Source organism: Streptomyces albicerus (assembly GCF_008905045.1).
In the GTDB taxonomy this organism is placed as follows: Bacteria; Actinomycetota; Actinomycetes; order Streptomycetales; family Streptomycetaceae; genus Streptomyces; species Streptomyces albicerus.
Genome location: NZ_VWMY01000008.1, coordinates 26,736 through 50,916 on the forward strand (window position 1 = coordinate 26,736; position 24,181 = coordinate 50,916).

At 69.7% G+C, this 24,181-nt stretch carries 23 protein-coding genes; 11 read left to right on the plus strand and 12 right to left on the minus strand.

Features of this window, described 5'->3' with window-relative positions:
• The first annotated feature begins 31 nt into the window (after window positions 1–31).
• Window positions 32–811, plus strand: a complete 780-nt coding sequence (locus tag GAS53_RS08435; RefSeq protein WP_151476842.1) for an MBL fold metallo-hydrolase — start codon at window positions 32–34, stop codon at window positions 809–811.
• A gap of 132 nt (window positions 812–943) precedes the next feature.
• On the opposite strand, the gene GAS53_RS08440 is transcribed toward GAS53_RS08435, so the two are convergent.
• From GAS53_RS08440 to dnaK, 4 genes are all read right to left on the minus strand, one after another.
• A complete protein-coding gene (locus GAS53_RS08440) occupies window positions 944–1,402 on the minus strand; it encodes a heat shock protein transcriptional repressor HspR (protein WP_151476843.1) in 459 nt (152 codons plus the stop codon).
• Window positions 1,403–1,409: 7 nt separating this feature from the next.
• The gene (dnaJ, locus tag GAS53_RS08445) at window positions 1,410–2,594 is read right to left on the minus strand and encodes a molecular chaperone DnaJ (protein ID WP_151476844.1); all 1,185 of its coding nucleotides are present in this window, start codon (window positions 2,592–2,594) and stop codon (window positions 1,410–1,412) included.
• A gap of 87 nt (window positions 2,595–2,681) precedes the next feature.
• Entirely contained in the window at window positions 2,682–3,380 is a 699-nt protein-coding gene (grpE, locus tag GAS53_RS08450; protein WP_151476845.1) for a nucleotide exchange factor GrpE, read from the minus strand.
• Window positions 3,377–5,239, minus strand: coding sequence for a molecular chaperone DnaK (dnaK, locus tag GAS53_RS08455; RefSeq protein WP_151476846.1), 1,863 nt, complete (start codon window positions 5,237–5,239; stop codon window positions 3,377–3,379). Before dnaK ends, grpE begins: the two co-directional genes overlap by 4 nt.
• A 378-nt stretch (window positions 5,240–5,617) precedes the next feature.
• Here dnaK and GAS53_RS08460 point away from each other — a divergent pair, with 378 nt between their 5' ends.
• Together GAS53_RS08460 and GAS53_RS08465 are read left to right on the plus strand one after the other, a co-directional pair.
• The gene (locus GAS53_RS08460) at window positions 5,618–7,900 is read left to right on the plus strand and encodes a (Fe-S)-binding protein (RefSeq protein WP_151476847.1); all 2,283 of its coding nucleotides are present in this window, start codon (window positions 5,618–5,620) and stop codon (window positions 7,898–7,900) included.
• A gap of 69 nt (window positions 7,901–7,969) precedes the next feature.
• Window positions 7,970–9,337, plus strand: a complete 1,368-nt coding sequence (locus GAS53_RS08465; protein WP_151476848.1) for an FG-GAP repeat protein — start codon at window positions 7,970–7,972, stop codon at window positions 9,335–9,337.
• A 32-nt stretch (window positions 9,338–9,369) separates the two neighbouring features.
• Here the strand turns inward: GAS53_RS08465 and GAS53_RS08470 are convergent, their stop codons facing one another.
• Window positions 9,370–9,792 (minus strand): SgcJ/EcaC family oxidoreductase, encoded by a 423-nt coding sequence (locus tag GAS53_RS08470; RefSeq protein WP_151476849.1) that lies wholly within the window; start codon window positions 9,790–9,792, stop codon window positions 9,370–9,372.
• Window positions 9,793–9,863: 71 nt separating this feature from the next.
• On the opposite strand from GAS53_RS08470, the gene GAS53_RS08475 reads away from it, so the two are divergent.
• The 7 genes from GAS53_RS08475 (at window position 9,864) to GAS53_RS08505 (ending at window position 17,489) form a co-directional block, all read left to right on the plus strand.
• Entirely contained in the window at window positions 9,864–10,046 is a 183-nt protein-coding gene (locus GAS53_RS08475) for a DUF1737 domain-containing protein (protein WP_151476850.1), read from the plus strand.
• Between the two features lie 172 nt (window positions 10,047–10,218).
• Window positions 10,219–11,526, plus strand: a complete 1,308-nt coding sequence (locus GAS53_RS08480) for an FG-GAP repeat domain-containing protein (protein ID WP_192583018.1) — start codon at window positions 10,219–10,221, stop codon at window positions 11,524–11,526.
• Window positions 11,527–11,817: 291 nt separating this feature from the next.
• A complete protein-coding gene (locus GAS53_RS08485; protein WP_151476852.1) occupies window positions 11,818–13,290 on the plus strand; it encodes a VCBS repeat-containing protein in 1,473 nt (490 codons plus the stop codon).
• A 330-nt stretch (window positions 13,291–13,620) separates the two neighbouring features.
• On the plus strand, window positions 13,621–15,081 hold the full coding sequence (locus tag GAS53_RS08490) for an FG-GAP-like repeat-containing protein (RefSeq protein WP_151476853.1): 1,461 nt from the start codon (window positions 13,621–13,623) through the stop codon (window positions 15,079–15,081).
• A gap of 68 nt (window positions 15,082–15,149) precedes the next feature.
• Window positions 15,150–15,896, plus strand: a complete 747-nt coding sequence (locus tag GAS53_RS08495) for a bleomycin resistance protein (protein ID WP_151476854.1) — start codon at window positions 15,150–15,152, stop codon at window positions 15,894–15,896.
• A gap of 102 nt (window positions 15,897–15,998) precedes the next feature.
• A complete protein-coding gene (locus GAS53_RS08500; RefSeq protein WP_151476855.1) occupies window positions 15,999–16,394 on the plus strand; it encodes a nuclear transport factor 2 family protein in 396 nt (131 codons plus the stop codon).
• A gap of 90 nt (window positions 16,395–16,484) precedes the next feature.
• On the plus strand, window positions 16,485–17,489 hold the full coding sequence (locus GAS53_RS08505) for a Yip1 family protein (protein WP_151476856.1): 1,005 nt from the start codon (window positions 16,485–16,487) through the stop codon (window positions 17,487–17,489).
• Window positions 17,490–17,516: 27 nt separating this feature from the next.
• Here the strand turns inward: GAS53_RS08505 and GAS53_RS08510 are convergent, their stop codons facing one another.
• Window positions 17,517–18,926 (minus strand): FAD-binding oxidoreductase, encoded by a 1,410-nt coding sequence (locus GAS53_RS08510; protein WP_151476857.1) that lies wholly within the window; start codon window positions 18,924–18,926, stop codon window positions 17,517–17,519.
• A 152-nt stretch (window positions 18,927–19,078) separates the two neighbouring features.
• On the opposite strand from GAS53_RS08510, the gene GAS53_RS08515 reads away from it, so the two are divergent.
• Window positions 19,079–20,329 (plus strand): sulfite oxidase, encoded by a 1,251-nt coding sequence (locus GAS53_RS08515; protein WP_225858806.1) that lies wholly within the window; start codon window positions 19,079–19,081, stop codon window positions 20,327–20,329.
• Window positions 20,330–20,346: 17 nt separating this feature from the next.
• Here the strand turns inward: GAS53_RS08515 and GAS53_RS08520 are convergent, their stop codons facing one another.
• From GAS53_RS08520 to dcd, 6 genes are all read right to left on the minus strand, one after another.
• Window positions 20,347–20,949 (minus strand): hypothetical protein, encoded by a 603-nt coding sequence (locus GAS53_RS08520; RefSeq protein ID WP_151476858.1) that lies wholly within the window; start codon window positions 20,947–20,949, stop codon window positions 20,347–20,349.
• Window positions 20,950–21,094: 145 nt separating this feature from the next.
• Window positions 21,095–22,159, minus strand: a complete 1,065-nt coding sequence (locus GAS53_RS08525; protein ID WP_225858825.1) for a DMT family protein — start codon at window positions 22,157–22,159, stop codon at window positions 21,095–21,097.
• The gene (locus GAS53_RS55030) at window positions 22,159–22,296 is read right to left on the minus strand and encodes a hypothetical protein (protein WP_192583019.1); all 138 of its coding nucleotides are present in this window, start codon (window positions 22,294–22,296) and stop codon (window positions 22,159–22,161) included. Before GAS53_RS55030 ends, GAS53_RS08525 begins: the two co-directional genes overlap by 1 nt.
• Window positions 22,297–22,470: 174 nt before the next feature.
• Window positions 22,471–22,875 (minus strand): pyridoxamine 5'-phosphate oxidase family protein, encoded by a 405-nt coding sequence (locus GAS53_RS08530; protein WP_151476860.1) that lies wholly within the window; start codon window positions 22,873–22,875, stop codon window positions 22,471–22,473.
• A gap of 172 nt (window positions 22,876–23,047) precedes the next feature.
• Window positions 23,048–23,557 (minus strand): phosphoribosyltransferase, encoded by a 510-nt coding sequence (locus GAS53_RS08535; protein WP_151476861.1) that lies wholly within the window; start codon window positions 23,555–23,557, stop codon window positions 23,048–23,050.
• 11 nt (window positions 23,558–23,568) lie between these two features.
• The gene (dcd, locus tag GAS53_RS08540; protein ID WP_151476862.1) at window positions 23,569–24,144 is read right to left on the minus strand and encodes a dCTP deaminase; all 576 of its coding nucleotides are present in this window, start codon (window positions 24,142–24,144) and stop codon (window positions 23,569–23,571) included.
• Window positions 24,145–24,181: the final 37 nt, after the last annotated feature.

A 24,181-nucleotide genomic window follows, 5' to 3' on the forward strand; every position in this document is an offset into this window, starting at 1 on the left:
GAGCCCCGAGATCCGTGAGGTGTTCCCTGCCATGACCGCTGCCCGCACACCCGCCGACCAGATCCCCGTCCGCGTCTTCGGCGGCCCGACGGCCCTCATCGAGTACGGCGGACTGCGCTTCCTGACCGACCCCACCTTCGACGCACCCGGTGAGTACCAACGACCGGGCGCCTCATTGACCAAGACCGCGCCGTCCTCCATCACGCCCGCCGACCTCGGCCCCGTCGACGCGGTCCTGCTCTCCCACGACGAGCACCCCGACAACCTCGACAACTCGGGCCGGGCCCTCCTCGCCGACGTACCCGTCACGCTCACCACTCCCAGCGGCGCGGCCCGCCTCGGCGGCACCGCGCAGGGCCTCGCGCCCTGGGACTCGGTCGACCTGCACCGCCCCGACGGCGGCACCGTGACCGTGACGGGCGCACCGGCCCTGCACGGCCCCGAGGGCGTCGAGGACGTCGAGTCGATCACCGGCGAGGTCGTCGGCTTCGTCCTGACCTCCGCCGACCTGCCCACGGTCTACGTCAGCGGCGACAACGCCTCACTCACTCTGGTCAAGCAGACAGCCGAGCGGTTCGGCCCGGTCGACACCGCCGTCCTCTTCGCCGGGGCTCCCCGTTTCCCCTTCCTCTTTGACGGCGCACCGCTCGTCCTCGACAGCGCCCAGGCCGCCGAAGCCGCCCAGATCCTCGGAGCCCGCCGGGTGGTCCCGGTCCACTGCGACAGCTGGGCCCACTTCACAGAAAACCGCGACGACGTGGTGCATGCCTTCACCGCGGCGGGCCTGGCCGACCGCCTGCAACTGGGCTGAACAGCCGCCGACCGGCCCAGCGTGCATCAGCACGGGCGATCAAGAGCGAGGGAGCCGGGAAAACGCCTGACAGCGCGAAGCGGCCCGGAGGTTTGCTCAACCTCCGGGCCGCTTCACTCAGTTGACGAAGCGTCAGTCCGAGGACTGCTGTCGCTTCGGCCGCCACACCACCAGCGCGCTCGTCTGCTGGACCTCGTGGTACGGGACCAGGTCGCGGCGGTACGAGGCGTGGACGGCGGCCTCGCGCTGCTGCATGGCCGTGGCCGCGCCGTCCAGGGCCGATTCCAGTTCCGCGACGCGGGACTGGAGGGCGGCCACCTGGTTCTCCAGTTCGATGATGCGCTTGATGCCGGCGAGGTTGATGCCCTCGTCCTGCGACAACTGCTGGACGGTGCGCAGCAGTTCGATGTCGCGGGCCGAGTAGCGGCGGCCGCGCCCGGCCGTGCGGTCCGGGGAGACCAGGCCGAGGCGGTCGTACTGGCGCAGGGTCTGCGGGTGCAGACCGGAGAGCTGGGCGGCCACCGAGATGACGTACACCGGTGTTTCTTCCGTCAGCTCATAGGGGTTACGACGGCGTCCGGTTGCGTCCATGGTGTCCTCATGCTCCCTTCGCGGCCTGGAACAGCTCCGCCCGCGGATCCTCACCCGCGGTCGCCTCGCGATACGCCTCAAGCGCGTCACGAGCCTTCCCCGTAACGTCCTGCGGGACACTCACCTCGACGGTGACCAGCAGGTCTCCGCGGGTGCCGTCCTTGCGGACCGCACCCTTGCCGCGGGCGCGCATCGTACGGCCGTTGGGCGTGCCCGGCGGCAGCTTCAGGGTGACCGGGGGTCCCCCGAGCGTGGGCACGCGGACCTCGCCGCCGAGCGCCGCCTCCGCGAAGGTGACGGGCACGGTGACGGTGAGGTTGTCGCCCTTGCGGCCGAAGACCGGGTGCGCGTCCACATGCACGGTGACGTACAAGTCGCCCGCGGGCCCGCCCCGTTCGCCCGGCGCTCCCTTGCCGCGGAGGCGGATGCGCTGGCTGTCCGACACCCCGGCGGGGATACGGACCTGCATGGTCCGGGACGACTTGGCGCGCCCCGAGCCGTTGCAGACCAGGCACGCGTGCTCCGCGATCAGGCCGCGGCCCTTGCAGTCCGGGCAGGGGTCGGTCAGCGAGAAGCCGCCGCCCGAACCCCGGGCCACCTGGCCGGTGCCGACGCAGGTCGGGCACACACGCGGCGTGCCGTTCTTGTCGCCGGTGCCCGAACAGGCCTTGCAGGGCGACTGCGAGGTCATGCGGAGGGGAACGGTCGCGCCGTCCACCGCCTCCGTGAAGCTCAGCGTGACCTCGGTGTCGATGTCCTGGCCGCGCCGCGGCTGCGTACGCGTGCCGGTGGTCGCGCCGCCGCGGTTGAACAGGCCCCCGAAGACATCACCGATGCCGCCGCCGAAGCCGCCCCCCGCCTGTCCTCCGCCCTGGGGGCCGCCTCCGAAGAGGTCGCCCAGGTCGAAGTTGAAGGAGCCGCCTCCGGCGCCGGGTCCGGGCCTGAAGCCGCCGTTGCCGAAGAGGGTGCGTGCCTCGTCGTATTCCTTGCGCTTCTTGGGGTCCCCGAGGATGTCGTTCGCCTCGGAGATCTCCTTGAAGCGCTCCTCGGCCTTCGCGTTCCCCTTGTTGGCGTCCGGGTGGTACTCGCGGGCGAGCTTCCGGTACGCCTTCTTGATCTCGGCCTCGGTGGCGTCCTTGGGGACGCCGAGGACCTTGTAGTAGTCCTTCTCGATGAAGTCCTTGGTGCTCATCCTCGACGCCCCTCCTTCCGTACGTCCCTGTCACGTACGCGCTTGGTGTTCTTGATCCATACGCGCGCGCGTACGCCCTGTTTCACGTCAGCCCTCGTCCGGGCCACCGCTCTCCTTGTCGTCGGCCGCCGCTGTCGTCGCATCCGTCTCGTCGGACTTGACCGTCTGCGCGCCCGGCTGCGGCTCGGCCACCGCCACCCGCGCGGGGCGGATGGTGCGCTCGCCGATGCGATACCCCGGCTGCAGAATCGCCACGCACATCGTCTCCGTGACGTCCGGCGCGTAGCTGTGCATCAGGGCCTCGTGGATCGTCGGGTCGAAGGGCTCGCCCTCCTTGCCGAACTGCTGCAGGCCCATCTTCGCCGCGACGGTCTCCAGCGACTCGGCCACGGACTTGAAACCGCCGACCAGTTCGCCGTGTTCCCGCGCGCGGCCGATGTCGTCGAGCACGGGCAGGAGCTCGGTCAGGAGGTTCGCGATGGCGATCTCCTTGACCGCGATCCGGTCGCGCTCGACCCGGCGGCGGTAGTTCTGGTACTCGGCCTGGAGCCGCTGGACGTCCGCCGTGCGCTCGTTGAGCGCCATGCGCACCTGGTCCAGCTGAGCCGTGAGGCCTGCGATCTGCGCTGCTGCTGCCGCGTCCCCGGCCGGGGCCGCCCCCTCCTCCACGGAGGGGGCAGCCTTCGGCTCGGCGTCTTCAGGGGTGGCGCCGGAGGGGACGTCGGGCTGCTGCGGCGACGCGGCCTGCTGCGGCTGCTCGTCGAAGCCCGGGGTCTCCTCCGTCACGCGGCACCATCCTTGCGGTCCTCGTCGACGATCTCGGCGTCGACGACGTCGTCGTCAGCGGCCTTGGCACCGGCGCCCGCGTCGGGACCCGGGGCCTCGGCGCCGGCGGCGGCACCCTGCGCGGCCTGGGCGTCGGCGTACATCGCCTGGCCGAGCTTCTGGGAGACGGCGGCGACCTTCTCGGTGGCCGTACGGATCTCGGCGGTGTCCTCGCCCTTGAGCGCGGTCTTCAGCTCCTCGATGCTCGTCTCGACCTCGGTCTTGACGTCGCCGGGGACCTTGTCCTCGTTGTCCTTGAGGAACTTCTCCGTCTGATAGACGAGCTGCTCGCCCTGGTTGCGGCTCTCGGCGGCCTCGCGGCGCTTGTGGTCCTCGTCCGCGTACTGCTCGGCCTCCTGGCGCATCCGGTCGACCTCGTCCTTCGGCAGCGAGGAGCCGCCGGTGACGGTCATCTTCTGCTCCTTGCCCGTGCCCAGGTCCTTCGCGGTCACGTGCATGATGCCGTTGGCGTCGATGTCGAAGGCGACCTCGATCTGCGGGACACCGCGCGGGGCCGGCGGAAGGCCCGTGAGCTCGAACATTCCGAGCTTCTTGTTGTACGCCGCGATCTCGCGCTCGCCCTGGTAGACCTGGATCTGGACGGACGGCTGGTTGTCCTCGGCGGTGGTGAAGATCTCGGACCGCTTGGTCGGGATCGTCGTGTTCCGCTCGATGAGCTTCGTCATGATGCCGCCCTTGGTCTCGATACCGAGGGACAGCGGGGTCACGTCGAGGAGCAGGACGTCCTTGACCTCACCCTTGAGGACACCGGCCTGGAGCGCGGCGCCGATGGCGACGACCTCGTCCGGGTTCACACCCTTGTTGGCGTCCCGGCCGCCGGTCAGCTCCTTGACGATCTCGGCGACAGCCGGCATACGGGTGGAGCCACCGACGAGAACGACGTGGTCGATCTCGGAGAGGTTGATGCCGGCGTCCTTGATGACGTTGTGGAACGGCGTCTTGCAGCGCTCCAGAAGGTCGGCCGTCAGCTGCTGGAACTGGGCGCGTGTGAGCTTCTCGTCCAGGTGCAGCGGGCCCTCGGCGGACGCGGTGATGTACGGCAGGTTGATCGAGGTCTCGGTGGACGAGGACAGCTCGATCTTGGCCTTCTCGGCGGCCTCGCGGAGGCGCTGGAGAGCCATCTTGTCCTTGCCGAGGTCCACGCCGTGGCCGCTGGCGAACTGCTTCACCAGGTAGTCGACGACGCGCTGGTCCCAGTCGTCACCACCGAGGTGGTTGTCACCGTTGGTGGCCTTCACCTCGACGACACCGTCGCCGATCTCCAGCAGCGAGACGTCGAAGGTGCCGCCACCGAGGTCGAAGACGAGAATGGTCTGGTCGTCCTTGTCGAGACCGTAGGCCAGGGCGGCGGCCGTCGGCTCGTTGACAATCCGCAGGACGTTCAGACCCGCGATCTCGCCGGCCTCCTTCGTCGCCTGACGCTCGGAGTCGTTGAAGTAGGCGGGAACGGTGATGACCGCGTCCGCGACCTTCTCACCCAGGTAGGCCTCGGCGTCGCGCTTCAGCTTCTGCAGGATGAAGGCGGAGATCTGCTGGGGGTTGAAGGGCTTCCCGTCCAGCTCGATCTTCCAGTCAGTACCCATGTGACGCTTCACGGACCTGATGGTCCGGTCCACGTTGGTGACCGCCTGGCGCTTCGCGACCTCGCCGACGAGCACCTCACCGTTCTTGGCGAAGGCGACGACGGACGGCGTGGTCCTGGCGCCCTCGGCGTTCGTAATGACGGTGGGCTCACCGCCCTCCAGAACGCTGACGACGGAGTTAGTCGTGCCCAGGTCGATGCCGACCGCACGTGCCATTTCGATTCCTCCAGCAATGACTTGAGTGGAACGGACTCAAGTGTGCACGACGCTCGCCGCTGGGTCAAAGGAGCTGAGTCGACCTGGCTCAACTCTTATCTCTTCCTTACGCGCAATGAGGGTTTGACCTGCGAGACCGGGAGGTGGGTGCGCCCCGAAAGGGGCGCGGGGAACTGCGCGACCAGCCCTCGACGACCCGCAGACGACAACGGAACCACTCAGGCAAACCTCAGCGACGCAGATCACCGCACCTCTGGCTACAGTGCGGCACTAGAAGTGGGTAGTCTCAGAGGACTGCATAAGTTACCGCTTAGTAATGAGCTTCGAGAGGTCGTGGAGGCCGCTCGGAGGAAGCCTCGCAGGCCCGAGGAGCCCCAAATGCAACTCGCCGCGATCATCGTGTCGCTGGTTCTGACCGTGGTCGGCGTCGCGCTGCTCGCACGCGCCATCGGCCAGTTCGTCCGGTACTTCAAGCTCGGCCAGCCCGCGCCCGCGGGGAGCCGTATCGACAACCCCTACCAGCGCAGTGTGACGCTGGTGCGGGAGTTCCTCGGCCACACGCGGATGAACCGATGGGGCGTCGTCGGCTTCGCCCACTGGTTCGTGGCGGTCGGCTTCCTGACGCTGCCGCCGACCCTGGTGCAGGCGTTCGGCCAGCTCTTCCAGGCCGACTGGGTGCTGCCGGTCATCGGCGACTTCCTGCCGTTCGAGATGTACACCGAGTTCATCGGCGTGATGACCGTCCTGGGCATCGCCGTGCTCATGGTGATCCGCCTGCTGAGCCTGCCCTCAAGGGCGGGCCGCAAGTCCAGGTTCGCGGGCTCCAAGGCCGGCCAGGCGTACTTCGTCGAGTACGTCATCCTCACCATCGGCCTGGCGATCTACACCCTGCGCGGCCTGGAGGGCGCGCTGCACCACGTGGAGGGCTACGAGGCCGGGTACTTCGCCTCGTACCCGCTGGTCCTCGCCTTCGACGGGCTGAGCGTCTCCGCGCTGCAGAACCTGGTCTACTTCACCGCGATGGTGAAGATCAGCGTCTCGTTCATCTGGATGATCGTGGTCTCGCTGAACACCAACATGGGTGTGGCCTGGCACCGCTTCCTGGCCTTCCCGAACATCTGGTTCAAGCGCAACGCCACCGGTGAGACCGCCCTCGGCGCCCTGCAGCCGATGACCTCCGGAGGCAAGCCGATCGACTTCACCGACCCGGGCGAGGACGACGTCTTCGGCGTCTCCCAGGTCGAGCAGTTCTCTTGGAAGGGCCTGCTGGACTTCTCCACCTGCACCGAGTGCGGGCGCTGCCAGTCGCAGTGCCCGGCCTGGAACACCGGCAAGCCTCTCTCCCCCAAGCTGCTGATCATGTCCCTGCGCGACCACGCGCACGCCAAGGCCCCCTACCTGCTGGCCGGCGGCGGCAAGGACATGGAGGGCAACGAGAAGGCGAGCGCCGAGCAGCTCAAGGACGTACCCGCCGCCGCCCTCGCCGAGGCCGAGCGGCCGCTGATCGGGACCGTCGAGGAGAACGGCGTCATCGACCCGGACGTCCTGTGGTCCTGCACCACCTGCGGTGCCTGCGTCGAGCAGTGCCCGGTCGACATCGAGCACGTCGACCACATCGTCGACATGCGCCGCTACCAGGTGATGATCGAGTCCGCGTTCCCGTCCGAGGCGGGCACGATGCTCAAGAACCTGGAGAAGAAGGGCAACCCCTGGGGCCTGGCCAAGAAGCAGCGCCTGGAGTGGACCAAGGAGGTCGACTTCGAGGTGCCGGTGGTCGGCAAGGACCTCGAGGACCTCTCCGAGGTCGACTACCTGTACTGGGTCGGCTGCGCGGGCGCCCTCGAGGACCGCGCCAAGAAGACCACGAAGGCCTTCGCGGAACTCCTGCACATCGCGGGCGTCAAGTTCGCGATCATGGGCGGCGACGAGAAGTGCACCGGTGACTCCGCCCGGCGTCTGGGCAACGAGCCGCTCTTCCAGGAGCTCGGCATGGAGAACGTGGCCGCGCTGAACATGGCGTTCGGCGAGGAGACGGACGACGAGGGCAACGTCACCGCGGAGTCGAAGAAGCCGAAGTCCGCCAAGAAGATCGTCTCCACCTGCCCGCACTGCTTCAACACCATCGCCAACGAGTACCCGCAGCTCGGCGGCGACTACGAGGTCATCCACCACACCCAGCTGCTCCAGCACCTCATCGACGAGGGCAAGCTGCTGCCGGTCACCCCGGTGGACGGGCTCATCACCTACCACGACCCCTGCTACCTGGGCCGCCACAACAAGATCTACACGCCCCCGCGCGAGATCATGTCGGCCGTCCCGGGCCTGCGCCAGCAGGAGATGCACCGCCACAAGGAACGCGGCTTCTGCTGCGGCGCCGGTGGTGCGCGGATGTGGATGGAGGAGCGGATCGGCAAGCGCATCAACAACGAGCGCGTCGACGAAGCCCTTTCACTGAACCCGGACATCGTCTCGACGGCCTGCCCGTTCTGCCTCGTCATGCTGACCGACTCGGTCAACGGCAAGAAGAACGACGGCAAGGCCAAGGAGTCCATCCAGGTCGTGGACGTGGCCCAGCTGCTCCTCGACTCCGTCAGGACACCGGTGGACCCGGCCGGCGAGGCGGAAGCGCAGAGCACACCGAAGCCCGAGCCGGTGAAGTAGCGGGCACGGCCCCGTAACGAAGCACCCCATGTCCTGGCTCAGACCCGGGACATGGGGTGTTGTCGTGGCATGAGAGCGTTGCGCGGGGCAGTCGCCGGGGCGTGTGCCGTGGTGGTGCTGGGCGGTGTCATCGGGTGCGGCGCGGACAGCGGCGACGACGGCACGCCGGAAGAGGCGCCATCGGCGGCTCCCGTGAGCGCCGTGCCCGTGCCGCGGGGCGATGGCGGCACGATCGCGGACGACGTGAACGGCGACGGATATCCCGACCTCGCGTACGCCGCCGCGTACGGCCGGGCCGACGAGTACGGCAGGGCCAGGCAGAACTGCGCGGTCGTCGTCTACGGCTCCGCCAAGGGCCTCGACCCCGCGGTCCGCACCGTCCTGGAGCCGAATGTCGCGGCCCTGCCCGTCAAGCTGAGCCCGGTCCTTCAGCCGTACCCCGTCCTCGCCGATCTCGACGCCGACGGCTACGCCGACCTGAAGTTCGGCCCGGATGTGATCTGGGGCGGTCCGACCGGCCCCGACCCGCGGACGCAGAGCACCGGCCTGGCCGAACTCACCGGCACGCCGGGCGACTTCGACGGCGACGGGCGTCTCGACCTGCCCGCCGTCGAGGACACCCAGGACAATCCCGCCTTCCGCGTCCTGTACGGCCCCATCGACCGGAACGGCAGCCCGTCCCGGCGCGGTGACAGCCGCCCGGACCCCGTCAACCACCCCGACTCCTACAACGCGTACTCGCTCCGCGCCGTCGACGCGGACGGCGACCGGACCGCCGACCTCGTCGCCTCCAGGACCACCGACGACGAGCAGCGTGAGGCATTCCTGCTCGAGGCGGGCGACGGTCCCGGCGGATTCGCCGCGCGGGCAAGGAAGTTGAGGACCGGCAGTTCGGTCGCCTCCGGTGACTTCGACGGGGACGGCAAGGGCGATCTGGTCGTCGGGGACAGCGGCAGCCGCAACGACGAACCCGGGTACGAGACCGAGGCACCCGGCGTGGACGGCACCTTCACCGTCTACCCGGGCGACGGAGGACCGCCGCGGCCGTACGACCTGGACCTCGCCGGCGACTACCTCACCGGCGACCTGGACGGCGACGGCCGCGACGAACTGCTGATCGGCGACACGACGGACACGTACCCCGTCCACCCGGACGTCACCGTCGTACGCGGCCTCCTGCGCGACCGCGCCGCCCCCGGCACCGACACGCTGAGCCGCATCGGCCCCGCCCGCGTCCCCGGCACCGACCGAGGCGTGAAGAAGAACGATCGGTACGCCCGTCTCGCCGCCGTACGCGACTTCGACCAGGACGGCCGCGACGAGGTCGTCCTGCACTGGACGCTGCCGGAGCGGGGACCCTCGTACGTCTGGGTCGTCGACGGCGGCGGCAAGGATGTGGTGGCGTTCCACGACGGACGGTTCACGGAGACGGAATGACCCCGGGTGCCGTCGCCTCCGGTGCTCGGTGCTCAGCGGATCGGTGTCGTCTGTGCCAGGGCTATGCGCCAGTCGTCGTTCTCGCGGGTCATGACGTAGGTCATCGCGCCGGTCGAGGGGAGTGCGGACGCGTTCTCCGACTCGGCTCGCTCGTCGTGGATCGTCTTGGTCAGGCTCACGATGACGACGTCGGGGGTGACGAACCGGATGTCGTCGATCGCCAGCTCGGTGCGGACGTCCTTCAGCGAGGAGGAGAGCGCCTCGGCCATGGCGGAGGCGAAGGTCTCGCGTCCGAAGAGGCGTCGGCCGGCGACGTTGATGAGGACGAGGTCGGAGGTGTGCAGTGCCGGGAGCACCTCCGGGTCGGTCTGCGCCTCTTGGCTCCGCGCGACGAGTTCGCGGATCCGCTGCTCGTCGATGTCCTGGGCGGGGAGAGTGGAGTTCGTGGTGTCCATGCGGCAACGCTAAAACCTGAAGTTAAGTTCAGGTCAATCTCCTTCCCCGCCCGTCTGAGATCCTTGCCCTCATGAGCATGCCACCAGACGGACTGCCCGCCTATCGAGTCCTGACCGGCCCGGACGACGAGACGTTCTGCCGGCGGGTGAGCGAAGCACTCGGCCTCGGCTACGAACTGCACGAAGGCCCGGCCGTCACTTTCAACGGCGAACGCGTCATCGTCGCCCAGGCGCTGGTCTGGCCGACGCGGTAGACCACACCGCTGCGGAGGAGGGCGTGGCGCCACCCCTACTCGCCGGTCACTTCCGAGTGACGGAACCGGACATCGCCATTTACCCCCCGCTCGAACAAGTGCATGATGACCCGCGTTGTTGTCTCCGGGCCAGGTGAGGTTCACGTTGAGCGGGCGAAGAGCAGTTACGCGTGTGGCGGCAGTCTTCGCCGGATGTCTCGTCGTAGGCAGCCTCGTCGTCGCCTGCGATTCCACCCCCGGCCCAAAGGGCGACGGAGCCGCGGCGGGACAACGCAAATCCGTCACCGTCGCCAAAGCTCCCGCCCGGCTTCCCGTCCCGCTCGGCAGGGGTAGCCGTACGGCCGACGACTTCAACGGGGACGGGCACCGCGACCTCGTCCTCAACGACCTCGTGAAGCGCGACAGCCATGGGGACGACGGCGGGATCGGCGTCGTCTACGGGTCGGCGCGTGGACTCGCCCCGGGAGCAAGGCAGTTGCTGAGCGCCGCGCGGCACGCCGCCGCCACCGGCGGGCAGGTGCCCGCCGTCTTCGACGCCGAGGCGAGCTGCGACCTCGACCAGGACGGGTTCACCGATCTCGTCGTCTCGACCGATCCGCCGTACGACGGGCTGGGGCAGCCGCCGGTGCCGTTGCAGATCCTCTTCGGATCCTCCCGGGGGCTGGCGGGGAAGGGTGTGAAGCTGGTGATTCCCGCGCAGGCACGTTTCGGCAATGACTGGCCGGATCAGCCCGTGTGCGGGGATTTCGACGGGGATGAGGCGATGGATCTGGTCGTCCACGCCTCCGACCGGCAACTCAGCTATCTGCGGGGGCCTTTCACGCGTAAGGGAGCGCCCGAGGCGGCCGGTGCGCCCCTCGTCTCGCCCGGGAACGTCCCCGCTCCCCCGGCCGCGGACGTCAACGGTGACGGATACGACGACCTTCTCGTCCGTACCACCGAGGGTTCCGCCGCCTCCTCCTCCACCTCCGCCCTCGTCCCGGGCGGACCGGCCGGACCCACCGGTGCTCCGGTCGCCCTCCCGAGCGGTATCGACGTCACTTTCGGACAGTTCGGAGCGGGCGAGGGGCTCGACGCGGCCATCGGTTCGATGCGGGGGACTGCGCTGCGTTACGACGTTCCGGGCGCCCGGCGCGGTGAACTCGACGTCGCCGGTTCGGTCCTGGACTCCGGTGACTTCGACGCGGACGGGGTGAGCGAACTCGTCTCCAGTGGCTCGGAACTGCGGGTGTTCAAGGGGCGCGCCGACGGAGTGTCCGCGTCCGGGATGGTGACCGTTCCGCCGCCGGCCCAGGGCACCACCCGGGTGCTGAAGGTGGCCGACTTCGACGGGGACGGGCGGGCGGATCTGGTGGTGCGGACGTATCGCGGGGACACGAAGGACACGGTTGCCGTGTACCGGGGCGCGAAGCAGGGCCTGATCGCGCGCAAGCCCGAGCTCTCCTTCTCCAGTTCCGGGTTCCTGGGGATGGAAGGCTGATGTGCCGTTGCGGTCGGAGTGACCGGCGGAATCAGGTCGTATGTCGGCTTCTCCCCGTCCGCGCAACTAAAGGGGCTCACCCTCTCCCCGTATGCCCCAATTAGCCCTCTGACCTCAGAAGTCTCTGAGAAAACCTCCGCCCCACATACAACCCTGCCCCCACCTCACGGGTCTCCTGATCGCCAACCACCCGCCAACCCCGGGGAAACTTCGGGCAAACGCGGACGGTACGCACCCCATTGAACTGCGGGCGCCCGCCAGGCGTCCCCGCATGCAGCAGGAGAATCCCGCATGCACAAGCACCTGCGACTCACCCTCGCGACGGCGACCGCTGCCGCGCTGACGGGTGGTCTGCTCACGTTCTCGGCCTCGACGGCGACGGCCGGGGACTCGGTCCACCACCCCGTGGCGGACTTCAACAACGACGGCTACGGCGATGTCGCGTACTCGGCCGGCTGGGCCACCGTCGGCGGCAAGAAGGGCGCCGGCCAGATCGTCACCCTGTACGGCTCGGCGAGCGGCGTGACGACCACGAAGCGCACGACGATCAGCCAGAACACGACCGGTGTCCCGGGTACCGCCGAGACCAACGACGGGTTCGGCTGGGTCAGCGCGTACGGCGACTTCAACGGCGACGGCTTCGACGACCTCGCCGTGTCCGCCCCGTACGAGGACGTCGACGGCGACACCGACGGCGGCACCGTGCTCATCGCGTGGGGCTCGACGAGCGGTCTGTCCGGCGCCACCACGATCAAGGACGCGGCGCCCTCGTCGCACGACCGCTGGGGCACGGCGCTCGCCGCGGGCGACTTCGACGGCGACGGCACGGAGGACCTCGCGGTCGGCTCCTCGTCGAACTCGGTGTACGTCTTCAAGGGCGGCATCACCAAGTCCGGCACGTACGGCGGCCGCCACTCCTTCAGGACGGACCTCCAGTCCGGTGGCGACACCGGCACGCTGGTGCTCGCCGCGGGCGACGTCAACGGCGACAAGCGGACCGACCTGGTCGTCAACGGCTACGAGACCGACAGCGACTACGGCTTCAACACCAACTTCTACGTGCCCGGCACGGCCTCCGGCCTGGACGCGGCGTACGCGCAGGAGCTCAAGCGCGGCGTCATCACCGGCATCGCCGACGTCAACGGCGACGGCTTCGGCGACATCGTCACCGGCCAGGACTGGGACCCCACCAAGGACGGCAGCCCGTCCGTGCCCGAGTCGGTCGACGGCGGCAAGGTCCACATCGTCTACGGCTCCGCGGACGGCCCGGCCACCACGGTCGCCGTGTCCCAGAACAGCGGCAACGTGCCCGGTTCCTCCGAGCGCGGCGACTGGTTCGGCAGCGAGCTGTCCCTCGGCGACATCAACGGCGACGGTTACGCGGACCTGGTGGCCGGCGCCCCCGGCGAGAACCTGGGCGGCGTGGTGAACACCGGCGCGGTGACCGTCCTCTACGGCTCGGGCTCCGGCCTGAACACCGGTTCCGGCTACCAGTACTTCGCCCAGTCCACGGCCGGTGTCCCCGGCTCGGACGAGAAGGACGACCGGTTCGGCGGCGAGGTGAAGCTCACCGACGTCACCGGCGACGGCAAGGCGGACCTGACGGTCGGCGCGTACGGCGAGAACAGCTTCAACGGCTCGGTCGTCTACCTGCCCTCCGACGGCACGAAGATCACCACGACCGGCGCACGCTCCCTGTCGCCGTCCTCGCTGAGCGTCTCGACGGACGCGCAGCCGACGTTCGGCGCCAACGCGGCCAACTAGCCAACGCTGCCGACCAACTGACGTACGTCGTCGGACTGGGCCCGCACCCGCGAAGGGTGCGGGCCCAGTTCCCGTTTCCGCCGCACACCGGGCTCCGGAAATCCTCCGAACCTCGACCTCCCCTTACAACCCTCACTCAGCCTCAGAGGTCTCCTGTTAACCAGCCATACCTCTGGTTAACAGCCATACCTCTGAAGCCGGGCACAGCCCTCGCCTCCACCGTCCGACGCACACGCTCGGACGGTCGGGCCGCAGGCAACAACCGGTGGACATCTTCCGGCAGTTGGGCCCGCACCCACGTGCGGGCCCGCCACCACCATTGGAGCTTCCTTGCGCAAGCGCACCTGCCTCCTGGCCGCCGCGCTCCTCACCTCCGGACTGACCCCGCTCGCCCTGGCCTCGCCCGCCACGGCGGCCGCCGCCAAGTACGCCGACGACTTCAACGGCGACGGCTACCGCGACCTCGCCGTCGGTGATCGCGGCGCCAAGGTCGGCGACCACTGGAACGCGGGCGCGGTCGTCGTCATCTGGGGCACGTCCAGAGGACTGGACCCGGCAAGACGCACGGTCGTCACCCAGAACAGCCCGGGCATCGCGGGCACGTCGGAGTCGAACGACTACTTCGGTACGGACATCACCACGGCCGACCTGAACCAGGATGGCTACGGGGACGTCATCGTCACGGCGATCGGCGAGACCCACGACGGCCGCTCCGGCGCGTTCACCGTTCTGTGGGGCTCCAGGTCCGGTCTCACCCGCGGCAGTTCGTACATGAACCCCCTGTACCCGGACCGCAGCTTCGCCAAGGACATCTCGGTCGGCGACTTCAACGCGGACGGCAGGCCGGACGTGGTCGCCGTCGACTCCGAGAACATCCTCTACATGCGCGGCCCGTTCACCACGTCCGGCTCCCGTGGCAAGGTGACCGACTTCGACCCCCGCGGCGGCGAGGAGATCACTCCGGAGACCGTGGTCGCCGGAAAGGTCACCAAGGACGGAACCGCCGACTTCGCGGTCCTCGGCAGCGAATGGGACACGGCCGTCGGGGCGTTCAAGGACACCGTCTGGTTCTACAAGGGAGGCTCCGGCGCCCCGAAGAGGACCAAGACCGTCAAACTCCCGTCCTCCACGACCCTCGTGTCGAGCGGCGCGGCGATCGCCGACTTCGACAGGAACGGGTACGGGGACCTGGCGATCGGCGCCGAACGCGCGGGCACCGGCGGCGCCGTGTACGTCCTGCCCGGCACCTCGACGGGTCCCAGCAGCTCGGTGAGGACCATCACCCAGGCCACGTCCGGCGTGCCCGGCACCCCGGAGGACGGCGACGGCTTCGGCGGTGACGTCTCGGCCGGGGACACCAACGGTGACGGCTACGCCGACCTCGCCGTGGGCACCCCGGGCGAGATCATCGCCGCGGCAACGTCCTCCGCCGACACGGGCGTGTCCGTCATGGCAGGCGGCCCGCCGCCCCGGATGTCCGCCGGCGGAGTCACCGTCCTGCGCGGCGGAACGTCCGGTCTCACCGGCAGGAACGCCCGCACGTACGACTACAACACCGCCGGCGTCGAGGGCGAACCCGGCGAGAGGGCCACTCTCGGCCACTCGGTCAGCCTCCGTGACTACACCCGCGACGGCCGCGCCGAACTGGTCGCCGCGGCCCCGTCGGCGAACCGCCTCCACCTTCTCCCGGGCACCTCGTCGGGTCCGACGGGCACCGGCTCCAAGATGCTCACGCTCACGAGCCTGGGCCTGACCTCCCTCACCAATTTCTGGGCCGAACTGGCGGACTGACCTCCACCAGCGTGCGCGCCACGGCTACCCTCGGAGGGTCTTCAAGTTTGACTACCCGAGGGAGCCGCATGGCCAACGAGGTGACCGTCCCCCTGCTGCCCTGCCGGTCGATCGACGACATGACCCAGTTCTACGGCATGCTGGGGTTCACCACGACCTACCGGCAGACCCGCCCCAACCCCTACGTCTGCGTCCGACGCGAGGACCTCGAACTGCACTTCTTCGGGATCGAGGGCTTCGACCCGGAGCAGTCCTACGGCTCGTGCCTGGTGTACGTCCCCGACACCGGGGCCCTGCACCAGGCCTTCGCCGAGGGCATGCGGGCCGCCCACGGCAAGCTGCTGGTCTCCGGGATTCCGCGGATGACCAGCCCCCGCAAGCGCAAGAACACCGGGAAGAGGGCCGGATTCAGCGTCGTCGACCCCGGCGGCAACTGGATCCGCTTCTTCCCGGTCGCGGAGGACGAGGAGGAGGAGGCGGAGGATGCCGCGCACCCCACGGGCAAGCTCACCAAGGCTCTGGAGAACGCCATCGTCCTCGGCGACTCCAAGGGCGACGACCGGCAGGCCGCGCGCATCCTCGACGCGACACTGACGCGTGAGCGGGCGGCCGCCCACCCCGTCGAACTCGTCGAAGCCCTCGTCTACCGCGCGGAACTCGCCCTGCGTCTCGACGACCCGTCCCGCGCCCGCACACTCCTGACCCAGGTCCGCGACACGGCCCTGCTGGACACCGAGCGCGAGCAGCTCACCAACACACTGACTGTCGCCCAGCAGTTGGAGGGGGCCCTGACGGGCAGCACGCCCGGGCAGTGACGGCGCCGACGGCGGTGATCCAGTGGCCCTGACGTCGGCAAGGCCGGACAATTGACCGCGTAAGCCTCATACCGTACGAGCCGCAGGAAGGCGGCGACCATCATGGCCGAACACCCGCACGCAGCACTCGTCCGCAAGGGCTACGAGGCCTTCTCGCGCGGTGACATGGACACCCTGCGCCAGCTGATAGCAGGGGACGCCACGCACCACGTTCCCGGCGACCACATCCTGTCGGGCGACTACAAGGGCCAGGACGCGATCATCGACCTCTACGGCCGGCTCGCCCAGGAGACGAACGGGACCATGCGCGCCGAGCTGCGCCAGATCCTCGTCGACGACAGGGGCCACGCGGTCGCCGTGCACCGCTTCACTGCCGAGCGCAACGGCAGGCAGCTGGACGAGAACGCGTGCATCGTCTTCCGCATCGTCGGCGACATGGTCACCGACCTCGACGAGTGCACCGAGGACCTCGACAAGATCAACTCCTTCTGGTCGTAGCCAAGCCCGGCCCGCCCGCCCGTCAAACGCGCTCACGTACGGCGAAACCCTGAGCAGCCACTGAAAAACCCCTGGCCGCCCCCTTAGGGGATGTCACAGCTCAGCAGCAATGCCGGGCCCGTTGCCCCGGGCCCGGCACGTGACCGCGCGGGACCAGGTACGTTCGATTACGTGGCTGGATTCAGGATCGGACGCGGCCGGGACAACCGCACCCCGCAAGCGCATCCGCAACAACACCCGCGGCAGCAGCCGTACGGACAGCAGGCCCCCCAGGGCGGCCCGTCGTACGGCTACCCTCCTGCGCCTCAGCCGTACCCACCGCAGCAGCCGCAGTACGGCAGCGGCGGCGGCAACGGCAACGGCCCGCAGCAGTGGCCCCATGCGAACGGGCACGGCGAGCCGGAGTACTTCGGCGACCACGACCACCACGCCCAGGGCCCGGACCCGTACGCGGCCAACCAACCTGGCCACACGACGGCGTTCTCCGTCGGCGAGGACCCGTACAGCCAGGGCGAGACCTACCGCGCGGGCCAGGCGGCACCGCCCCCGGTGGGCCCGCGGCTGCACTGGAAGCAACTGCTGAGCGGCGTGATCATGCGCCCGAACCAGACCTTCCTGCAGATGCGGGACTACACGATGTGGGGCCCGGCCCTCATCGTGACGTTCCTCTACGGCCTGCTGGCGGTCTTCGGCTTCGACGGCGCCCGCGAGGACGCGATCAACGCCACGCTGTCCTCGGCCGTGCCGATCGTCCTGACGACGGCGATCGCGATCGTCATCAGCTCGTTCATCCTGGGCGTGGTCACGCACACCCTCGCCCGCCAGCTCGGCGGCGACGGCGCCTGGCAGCCCACGGTCGGCCTCTCCATGCTGATCATGTCGCTCACGGACGCCCCGCGTCTGGTGGTCGCGATGTTCGCGGGCGGCGACGCGTCGTTCGTGCAGCTCCTGGGCTGGGCGACCTGGGTGGCGGCCGGCGCGCTGTTCACGCTGATGGTCAAGAAGTCGCACGACCTGCCGTGGCCGAAGGCCCTGGGAGCGTCGGCGATCCAGCTGATCGCACTGCTGTCGATCATCAAGCTGGGCACGTTCTAGGCACGTTCTGGGCCTCTCCCCTGGGGCCTAGGCGTCACCTTGGGGCCAGCGCGCCGGCTCGATGTTCTGGTTGGCGTGGAAGAGGTTGTGCGGGTCGTAGGTCCGCTTCACCGCCGCGAGCCGGTCGTAGTGGTCGCGGTAGGTGGCCCTGACCCGCTCCTGGCCCTCGCCCGGCCCGATGAAGTTCACGTACGAACCGCCCATCGAGTACGGGTGCAGCTCCTCCTGGTAGTCGACGCACCACTGCCTGATGAGCTCGGCGTTGTTCGGGTCCGGGTCGACGCCGGCGAAGACGCCGGACCAGAGGGCGTCGCGGTAGGCCCACGCCGTGTCGTAGGAGCCGACCCGGGCGGCGGCTCCGTCGACCGGGTAGAGGTGCATCAGCGACAGGTCGGTGGGGAGGTTCTCGCCGTACTTGAGATGGATGTCGGCAGCCTCGTCGGTGATCCGGTCGAAGAAGTCGCCGCGCCAGTACCACTGCAGGCCCTTGGGGATCAGCTCGTCGAACATGCTCTGCAAAGCCGGGTAGGGCATGGGGGTCGTGAAGTGGAAGGCCGGCCGGCCCGCGTCGTTCACCACTGCGAGCGTCTCGTCCAGCAGGGCCAGATCACCGGTCCAGCACCACACGACACCGCACATCTTGTGCCCGTGGAGCTCCTCCGGGAACGGCGGCCCGGGCGGCACGGCGAGCGCCGTGTAGAAGCCGTTCAGGTCGTCGGGCGCCTGCGGCAGGAACTCGCGGTACCAGCGCAGCACCTCGCGCGTGTGGTCGACCGGCCACACCGTGATCCCGACGCCCACCGTGTGCACCGGGTGCAGTCGGTAGGTGAAGGAGGTGACGATCCCGAAGTTCCCTCCCCCGCCGCGCAGCGCCCAGAACAGGTCCGGGTGGTCGGTGTCGCTCGCGGTGACGAAGCTGCCGTCGGCGAGGACGACGTCCGCGGAGAGCAGGCTGTCCACCGTGAGCCCGTACCTGCGGGTGAGGTGGCCGTGTCCGCCGCCGAGGGTCAGCCCGCCGACGCCCGTCGTCGACATGATCCCGGCCGGGGTGGCGAGGCCGAAAGCGTGCGCCGCATGGTCCAGGTCGCCGAGCGTGCTGCCGCCGCCGACCTGCGCGGTCTTCGCGACGGGATCCACCCGTACCCAGCGCATCGGCGACAGGTCGAGGGTGACGCCGTCGTCCACCAGGCACAGCCCCGGGCCGCTGTGTCCGCCGCCGCGCACGGCGAGTTCGAGCCCGTGGTCGCGGACGAAGTCGACCGCGTTCATGACGTCCCCGGCGTCCGCGCACCGCACGAGGGCGGCCGGCCGCCGGTCGATCATCGCGTTGTAGATCGTGCGGGCCTCGTCGTACTCCGCGTTCTGTGGAGTGATGACCGGGCCGCGCAGTACGGTCCGCATCGCCTCCCATGTGGTGTCGTCGATGCTGCCGTCCATGCCGATCGCTCTCCTCGCGAGGTCCGGTACGGTCCGTTCTGTTCGCGTACTTCATCCGCTACAGGGCCGGTATGTCCAGGGTCTCGCCGCTCGGGTGGACTGGCAATCGCGAGCGGGGTGCCCGGGCCGGACGGCTGGAGGACCATGGAGCCATGGACAGAGCCCTGGACGGACCCGGACCCGGACCCGTGGACGGATTCCCGGCCGAAGCCGAAGCCAAAACCGAGGTCGCAGCCGCAGCCGCAGCGGAAACCGAAGCCGAAGCCCTGGCCGGACGGATCGGCGAGGCCGGCTCACTGGCCGACGTCAGCGCGCCGGGGCGCGTCGCCGGCCCCGAGGAGGGCATCAGCCACGAGGAACTCGCCCTGGCCGCCCGCAATCACGGCCTCCCCCTGGAGACCCTGCGCCACGACGTGACCCCACCCGGACTGCACTACGTACTGGTCCACTACGACATCCCCTACGTCCCGGCCACCGAGGCCGACGCGTGGACCCTCACCGTGGGCGGCCGCGTCCGTACGCCCCTGACCCTGGACCTGCCCGGCCTCCACTCGCTCCCGCCCGTCACCCACCGCGTGACCATGGAGTGCGCGGGCAACGGCCGGGCCCGGCTCACCCCGCGCCCCGTGAGCCAGCCCTGGCTGGTCGAGGCGGTCGGCACGGCGGACTGGACCGGCGTACCCCTGCGGACGCTGCTCGCCGAGGCCGGAGTGGAGCCGGACGCCGTCGAGGCGGTTTTCACGGGAGCCGACCACGGCGTGGAACGCGGCGTCGAGCAGGACTACCAGCGCAGCCTGCCGGTCGCGGACGCCACCGCCGCCGATCCGGAGGTCCTGGTGGCGTACGAGATGAACGGCACCCCGCTCCCGCCGCAGCACGGGTACCCGCTCCGCCTGGTGGTCCCCGGCTGGTACGGCATGGCGCATGTGAAGTGGCTGCGCGACATCACGCTCACCGACACGCCGTTCACCGGCTTCCAGCAGGCGGTGGCGTACCGCTACCGCCAGTCCCCGGACGAGCCGGGCGAACCGGTCACCCGTATCGCACCGCGCGCGCTGATGATCCCGCCGGGCTTCCCGGACTTCATGTCCCGCACGAGGGTCGTACGCCCCGGTCCGGTGCGGTTGGAGGGCCGTGCCTGGTCGGGCCGCGCGCCCGTCACGAAGGTCGAGGTCAGCACGGACGACGGCGCCTCGTGGAGGGCCGCCGAACTCTCCCCGCCGGACAGCCGTGCCTGGTCGTGGCGCCACTGGCAGGCGTCCTGGACGGCGGCACCCGGCTCCCACGTCCTGACGGCCCGCGCGACGGACGCCGAGGGCGGCACCCAGCCGGTCACCCAACCCTGGAACCGGGGCGGCTTCGGCAACAACCTGGTCCAGCGGATCCCGGTGGTGTGCCTGTAGGGACGTACCCCCAGCTTTTACAGGGCCGTGCCCCTCAAGTCGCCCGGCCGGGCCTTCGGGTGACGGGTCGTCAGCCATACGCTCGCACCCGGCGCGAGGCGGACTTCGTGCGGCCCGCGGAACCCGAGGGGCCTCAACTGGTCCATGTGGCGGGCGGAGATCGTGATCGCGACGGCGGTGGCGCCCTGATCGTCAACGGCGCGCAGCCCCGGGGCCAGCAGGTCGGCGACCACGGTACGGTCCCAGGCTTCCGTGTCGTCGAGCGCGCAGGCGGTGACCACCGTCCAGTGCGGCTCGTCGGGCCCGGCCGCCTTCAGCGCCTGCGCCATGACCGGGTGTTCCGGCGGGCAGTCGGCGAGTTCACGGGAGAGGAGACTGCCGAAGCGCGTGTCGGGAGGCTCGGTCCCGATGCCGGGCGGCAGCCAGATGCCGGCCGCGAGGAGCGTGCCGTCGTCGCGCTCGGCCACCCATACCTGGCCCTCCTCGAGAGCGTGGTGGGCCAGCATCAGCCGCATGGCGCGCTGCGCCTGCTCCCAGTCCACCGCGGAGCGGTCCCGGGCCGCGGCCGGGGCGGAAAACGGCGGCGGGGACGGGGCGAACAGGCGAACCACGGCGGGCACGTCCACCAGTCCGGCCGCGCGCACGGCCGTCCGGAGAGGGCTGTTGCGAAGGGGGCTGTTCCGAAGAGGGACTTGCAGGGGGATTTGAGGGGGGATTTGAAGGGTGCTCATGGTCGTGATCTCCGTCTTCTTGGTCTTCTTCGTCTCAGAGGGCCCGGCTCATGCCGGTGATGTCGGTCGTGACCGCGCGTACCGGTCCGGTGGACGGCAGTGCGGAACGGAACACGCGGGCGGGTCGCAGGCCCGGCGCGGCGCCCGGGCCCGTCCGGCGTGGTGCGCGCGGCTGGGCGACACTGCCGCCGAGGCGGACGGGAAGGTCGTGGCGCGGCTGGGGTTGAGGCTGGGGCTTGGGTTGGAGCTGGGGCTGGGGCTGGGGCTGGGGCTGGGGCTGGGGCTGGCTGAGCAAGAGCACGCCGTGGACGGCCGCCGCGGCACCGGCGAGAGCGAGCAGCGTGCCGGTCGCGCCGTACTGGAAGCCCTCGCCGAGCAGGGTGATGCCGATGGCGGACGCGGCGACCGGGTTGACCAGGGTGAGCAGGGCGAGCGGGCCGCCGAGACCACTGCGATACGCCTTCTGGGAGAGCAGCAGCCCGCCCCCGGCGAACGCGACGGTGAGGACCGCCACCACCGCCACGCTCCAGGAGGTCTCCGGTCCGACGGCGAGCTTCTGGGCCAGCGTGGAGCCGACCCCGGAGGCGATGCCGGAGGCCGCCGCGAACGCGAGACCGCCCAGGGCGGAGCGGCCCGAGACGACGCGGCCCGAGGCGAAGCGGATGAGCACCGCGATGACGGTGGCGGCGGCGAGCGCGACCACGAGGACCTCGGTGACGTGCAGGGTGTCGTCCGGCGCATGACCCGAGGCGGTGACGGCCAGCAGCGCGGTCAGCCCGGCAAGGGTCAGGGCCATGCCGCGCCACTGCATGCCCGACGTCCTGCGGCGGGCGACCAGCGAGCCCAGGGGCACCGCCACCACGAGACTCAGCGCACCGAGCGGCTGCACCAGGGTCAGCGGCCCGTACCGCAGAGCGACCACGTGCAGCAGCGCACCGGCGGCATTGAGGGCCACGGACCACCACCACGAGCCGCGGCTGAACGTGCCGCGCAGGTCCGCCGTACCGGCGGCGGTCCGTTCCTGGACCACGGCGGCCGTGGCGTAACAGATCGCGGAGACCAGGGAGAGCGCGACGGCGAGGAACACCGGGGCGGTCATCATCGGGGGGCCCGCACGGCGGTGAGGATCGCGCGGGCGGCGATGGAGGCGATGCCAGTGCCGATGACGACGCCAACACCGGCACCAGCACCAGCACCAGCACCGGCATCGGCACGGCGAGCCTGCGCGGCGATCATTTCCGGCTTGCTGCTGCGGTGGCTGGACACAACCCGGAACCCCCCATCGATACGAAACGGTTTCGTACACGTAAGCTACGGGGGCCTTGAGAGAAACGCAAGCGTTTCTTTAACGGAGCCGGATCAGGCACGCGCCCCGACACCCGTCCCAAGGACGAGAGCCAGGCGGGACGATCACTGAGCCACGCCGGCCAACAGCCAGCGCCTCACAGGGACTTCGAGCAGAACGCGGTCCACGCCCGGTCGGTACGGGGCGGAGACATCCCATCCGTACTTCGCGGCGAAGGCATCCGTGATCTCCTCCGGGAACAGACCGCGGTGCGACACCGCCTCCCCCTCGGCCACGACGGGAAGCCGCCCGCCCTCCAAGGTCAGGGCGACCCGTGAGAACCTCTCGACATTGCGGACCTTGACCGAATCCCCGTCCGTACCGATCCACCAAGTGCCCCGCAGGAACACGAACCAGACCGGCGTCACATGGGGAGACCCGTCCGCGCGCACGGTGCACAGCCAGGCGTGCTTCTCCTGGGCCAGACGGTCACGGACCGCGGCCCCGGGCAGAGACAGGGGATCACTCATGCCCCCATCTCACCCGCACCCCCGCCGGAACGCCTCGGCCCGACGGCCCGGACGCCTCGGACATGCGCCCTACTTCCATAGGACTAGGACCATCCGGGACTGGGCCATGTACGGGTGCGGATACGCGGGTACGGGTGCGGGCCGGCTGCGGGTGGCGCCTACGGCACGGAGGTCAGAGCGCTTCCTTCGACGGCGTGATCAGCTCGCCCGACCTACGTACTACAGGCAGAACACTCCACGGGAAGTTGATCCACTCATCGGTCCGCTTCCACACGTACTCGCACTTCACGAGCGAGTGGGACTTCTCGTAGATGACGGCGGACCGGACCTCGGCGACATGGTCGAGGCAGAAGTCGTGCACGAGCTTCAGGGTCCTGCCGGTGTCGGCCACGTCATCCGTGATCAGCACCTTCTTGTCGGAGAAGTCGATGACGTTGGGCACGGGAGCGAGCATGACCGGCATGTCGAGGGTGGTACCGACGCCCGTATAGAACTCGACGTTCACCAGGTGGAGGTTCTTGCAGTCGAGGGCGTACGCGAGCCCGCCGGCGACGAAGACTCCGCCGCGGGCGATGCTGAGCACGATGTCGGGCTCGTACCCGTCGTCGGCGATGGTCTGGGCGAGCTCGCGGACGGCGACGCCGAAGCGCTCGTAGGTGAGGTTCTCGCGTATGTCACTCATGGCGCCGGCACTCACACCTGGGTCCGGTGGAAGTTGAGGAAGGACCGCGAGGCGGTCGGTCCGCGCTGTCCCTGGTAGCGGGACCCGTACCGGTCGCTGCCGTACGGGAATTCGGACGGCGAGCTGAGCCGGAACATGCACAACTGCCCGATCTTCATGCCCGGCCAGAGCTTGATGGGCAGGGTCGCGAGGTTGGACAGCTCAAGGGTCACGTGTCCGGAGAAGCCGGGGTCGATGAACCCGGCGGTGGAGTGGGTGACGAGCCCGAGCCGCCCCAGCGAGCTCTTGCCCTCCAGCCGGGACGCAAGATCATCGGGAAGCGTGATGACCTCGTACGTACTGGCGAGGACGAACTCCCCGGGATGCAGGATGAACGGCTCGTCGCCGTCGGGCTCGACGAGCCGCGTCAGATCCGCCTGCTCGATGGACGGATCGATGTGGGGGTAGCGGTGGTTCTCGAACACCCGGAAGTAGCGGTCGAGCCGCACGTCGATGCTCGAGGGCTGCACCATGGAGTCGTCGTACGGGTCGATGCGGACCCGCCCGGCGTGGATCTCGGCCCGGATGTCCTTGTCAGAGAGAAGCACGTCCCGAGGATACGCAGAGCGTGCGGGCCCGCCACAA

Excerpts from the sequence above, each read along its gene's own strand:
- GAS53_RS08465 (WP_151476848.1), top strand. The coding sequence starts at position 7,970 with ATGAGAGCGTTGCGCGGGGCAGTCGCCGGGGCGTGTGCCGTGGTGGTG.
- GAS53_RS08460 (WP_151476847.1), top strand. The coding sequence starts at position 5,618 with ATGCAACTCGCCGCGATCATCGTGTCGCTGGTTCTGACCGTGGTCGGC.
- GAS53_RS08440 (WP_151476843.1), bottom strand. The coding sequence starts at position 1,402 with ATGGACGCAACCGGACGCCGTCGTAACCCCTATGAGCTGACGGAAGAA.
- GAS53_RS08515 (WP_225858806.1), top strand. The coding sequence starts at position 19,079 with ATGGACAGAGCCCTGGACGGACCCGGACCCGGACCCGTGGACGGATTC.
- dnaK (WP_151476846.1), bottom strand. The coding sequence starts at position 5,239 with ATGGCACGTGCGGTCGGCATCGACCTGGGCACGACTAACTCCGTCGTC.
- GAS53_RS08500 (WP_151476855.1), top strand. The coding sequence starts at position 15,999 with ATGGCCGAACACCCGCACGCAGCACTCGTCCGCAAGGGCTACGAGGCC.
- GAS53_RS55030 (WP_192583019.1), bottom strand. The coding sequence starts at position 22,296 with ATGATCGCCGCGCAGGCTCGCCGTGCCGATGCCGGTGCTGGTGCTGGT.
- GAS53_RS08470 (WP_151476849.1), bottom strand. The coding sequence starts at position 9,792 with ATGGACACCACGAACTCCACTCTCCCCGCCCAGGACATCGACGAGCAG.
- GAS53_RS08495 (WP_151476854.1), top strand. The coding sequence starts at position 15,150 with ATGGCCAACGAGGTGACCGTCCCCCTGCTGCCCTGCCGGTCGATCGAC.
- dnaJ (WP_151476844.1), bottom strand. The coding sequence starts at position 2,594 with ATGAGCACCAAGGACTTCATCGAGAAGGACTACTACAAGGTCCTCGGC.
- GAS53_RS08485 (WP_151476852.1), top strand. The coding sequence starts at position 11,818 with ATGCACAAGCACCTGCGACTCACCCTCGCGACGGCGACCGCTGCCGCG.
- GAS53_RS08510 (WP_151476857.1), bottom strand. The coding sequence starts at position 18,926 with ATGGACGGCAGCATCGACGACACCACATGGGAGGCGATGCGGACCGTA.
- GAS53_RS08505 (WP_151476856.1), top strand. The coding sequence starts at position 16,485 with ATGTCACAGCTCAGCAGCAATGCCGGGCCCGTTGCCCCGGGCCCGGCA.
- GAS53_RS08525 (WP_225858825.1), bottom strand. The coding sequence starts at position 22,159 with ATGACCGCCCCGGTGTTCCTCGCCGTCGCGCTCTCCCTGGTCTCCGCG.
- GAS53_RS08435 (WP_151476842.1), top strand. The coding sequence starts at position 32 with ATGACCGCTGCCCGCACACCCGCCGACCAGATCCCCGTCCGCGTCTTC.
- GAS53_RS08535 (WP_151476861.1), bottom strand. The coding sequence starts at position 23,557 with ATGAGTGACATACGCGAGAACCTCACCTACGAGCGCTTCGGCGTCGCC.
- GAS53_RS08475 (WP_151476850.1), top strand. The coding sequence starts at position 9,864 with ATGAGCATGCCACCAGACGGACTGCCCGCCTATCGAGTCCTGACCGGC.
- GAS53_RS08530 (WP_151476860.1), bottom strand. The coding sequence starts at position 22,875 with ATGAGTGATCCCCTGTCTCTGCCCGGGGCCGCGGTCCGTGACCGTCTG.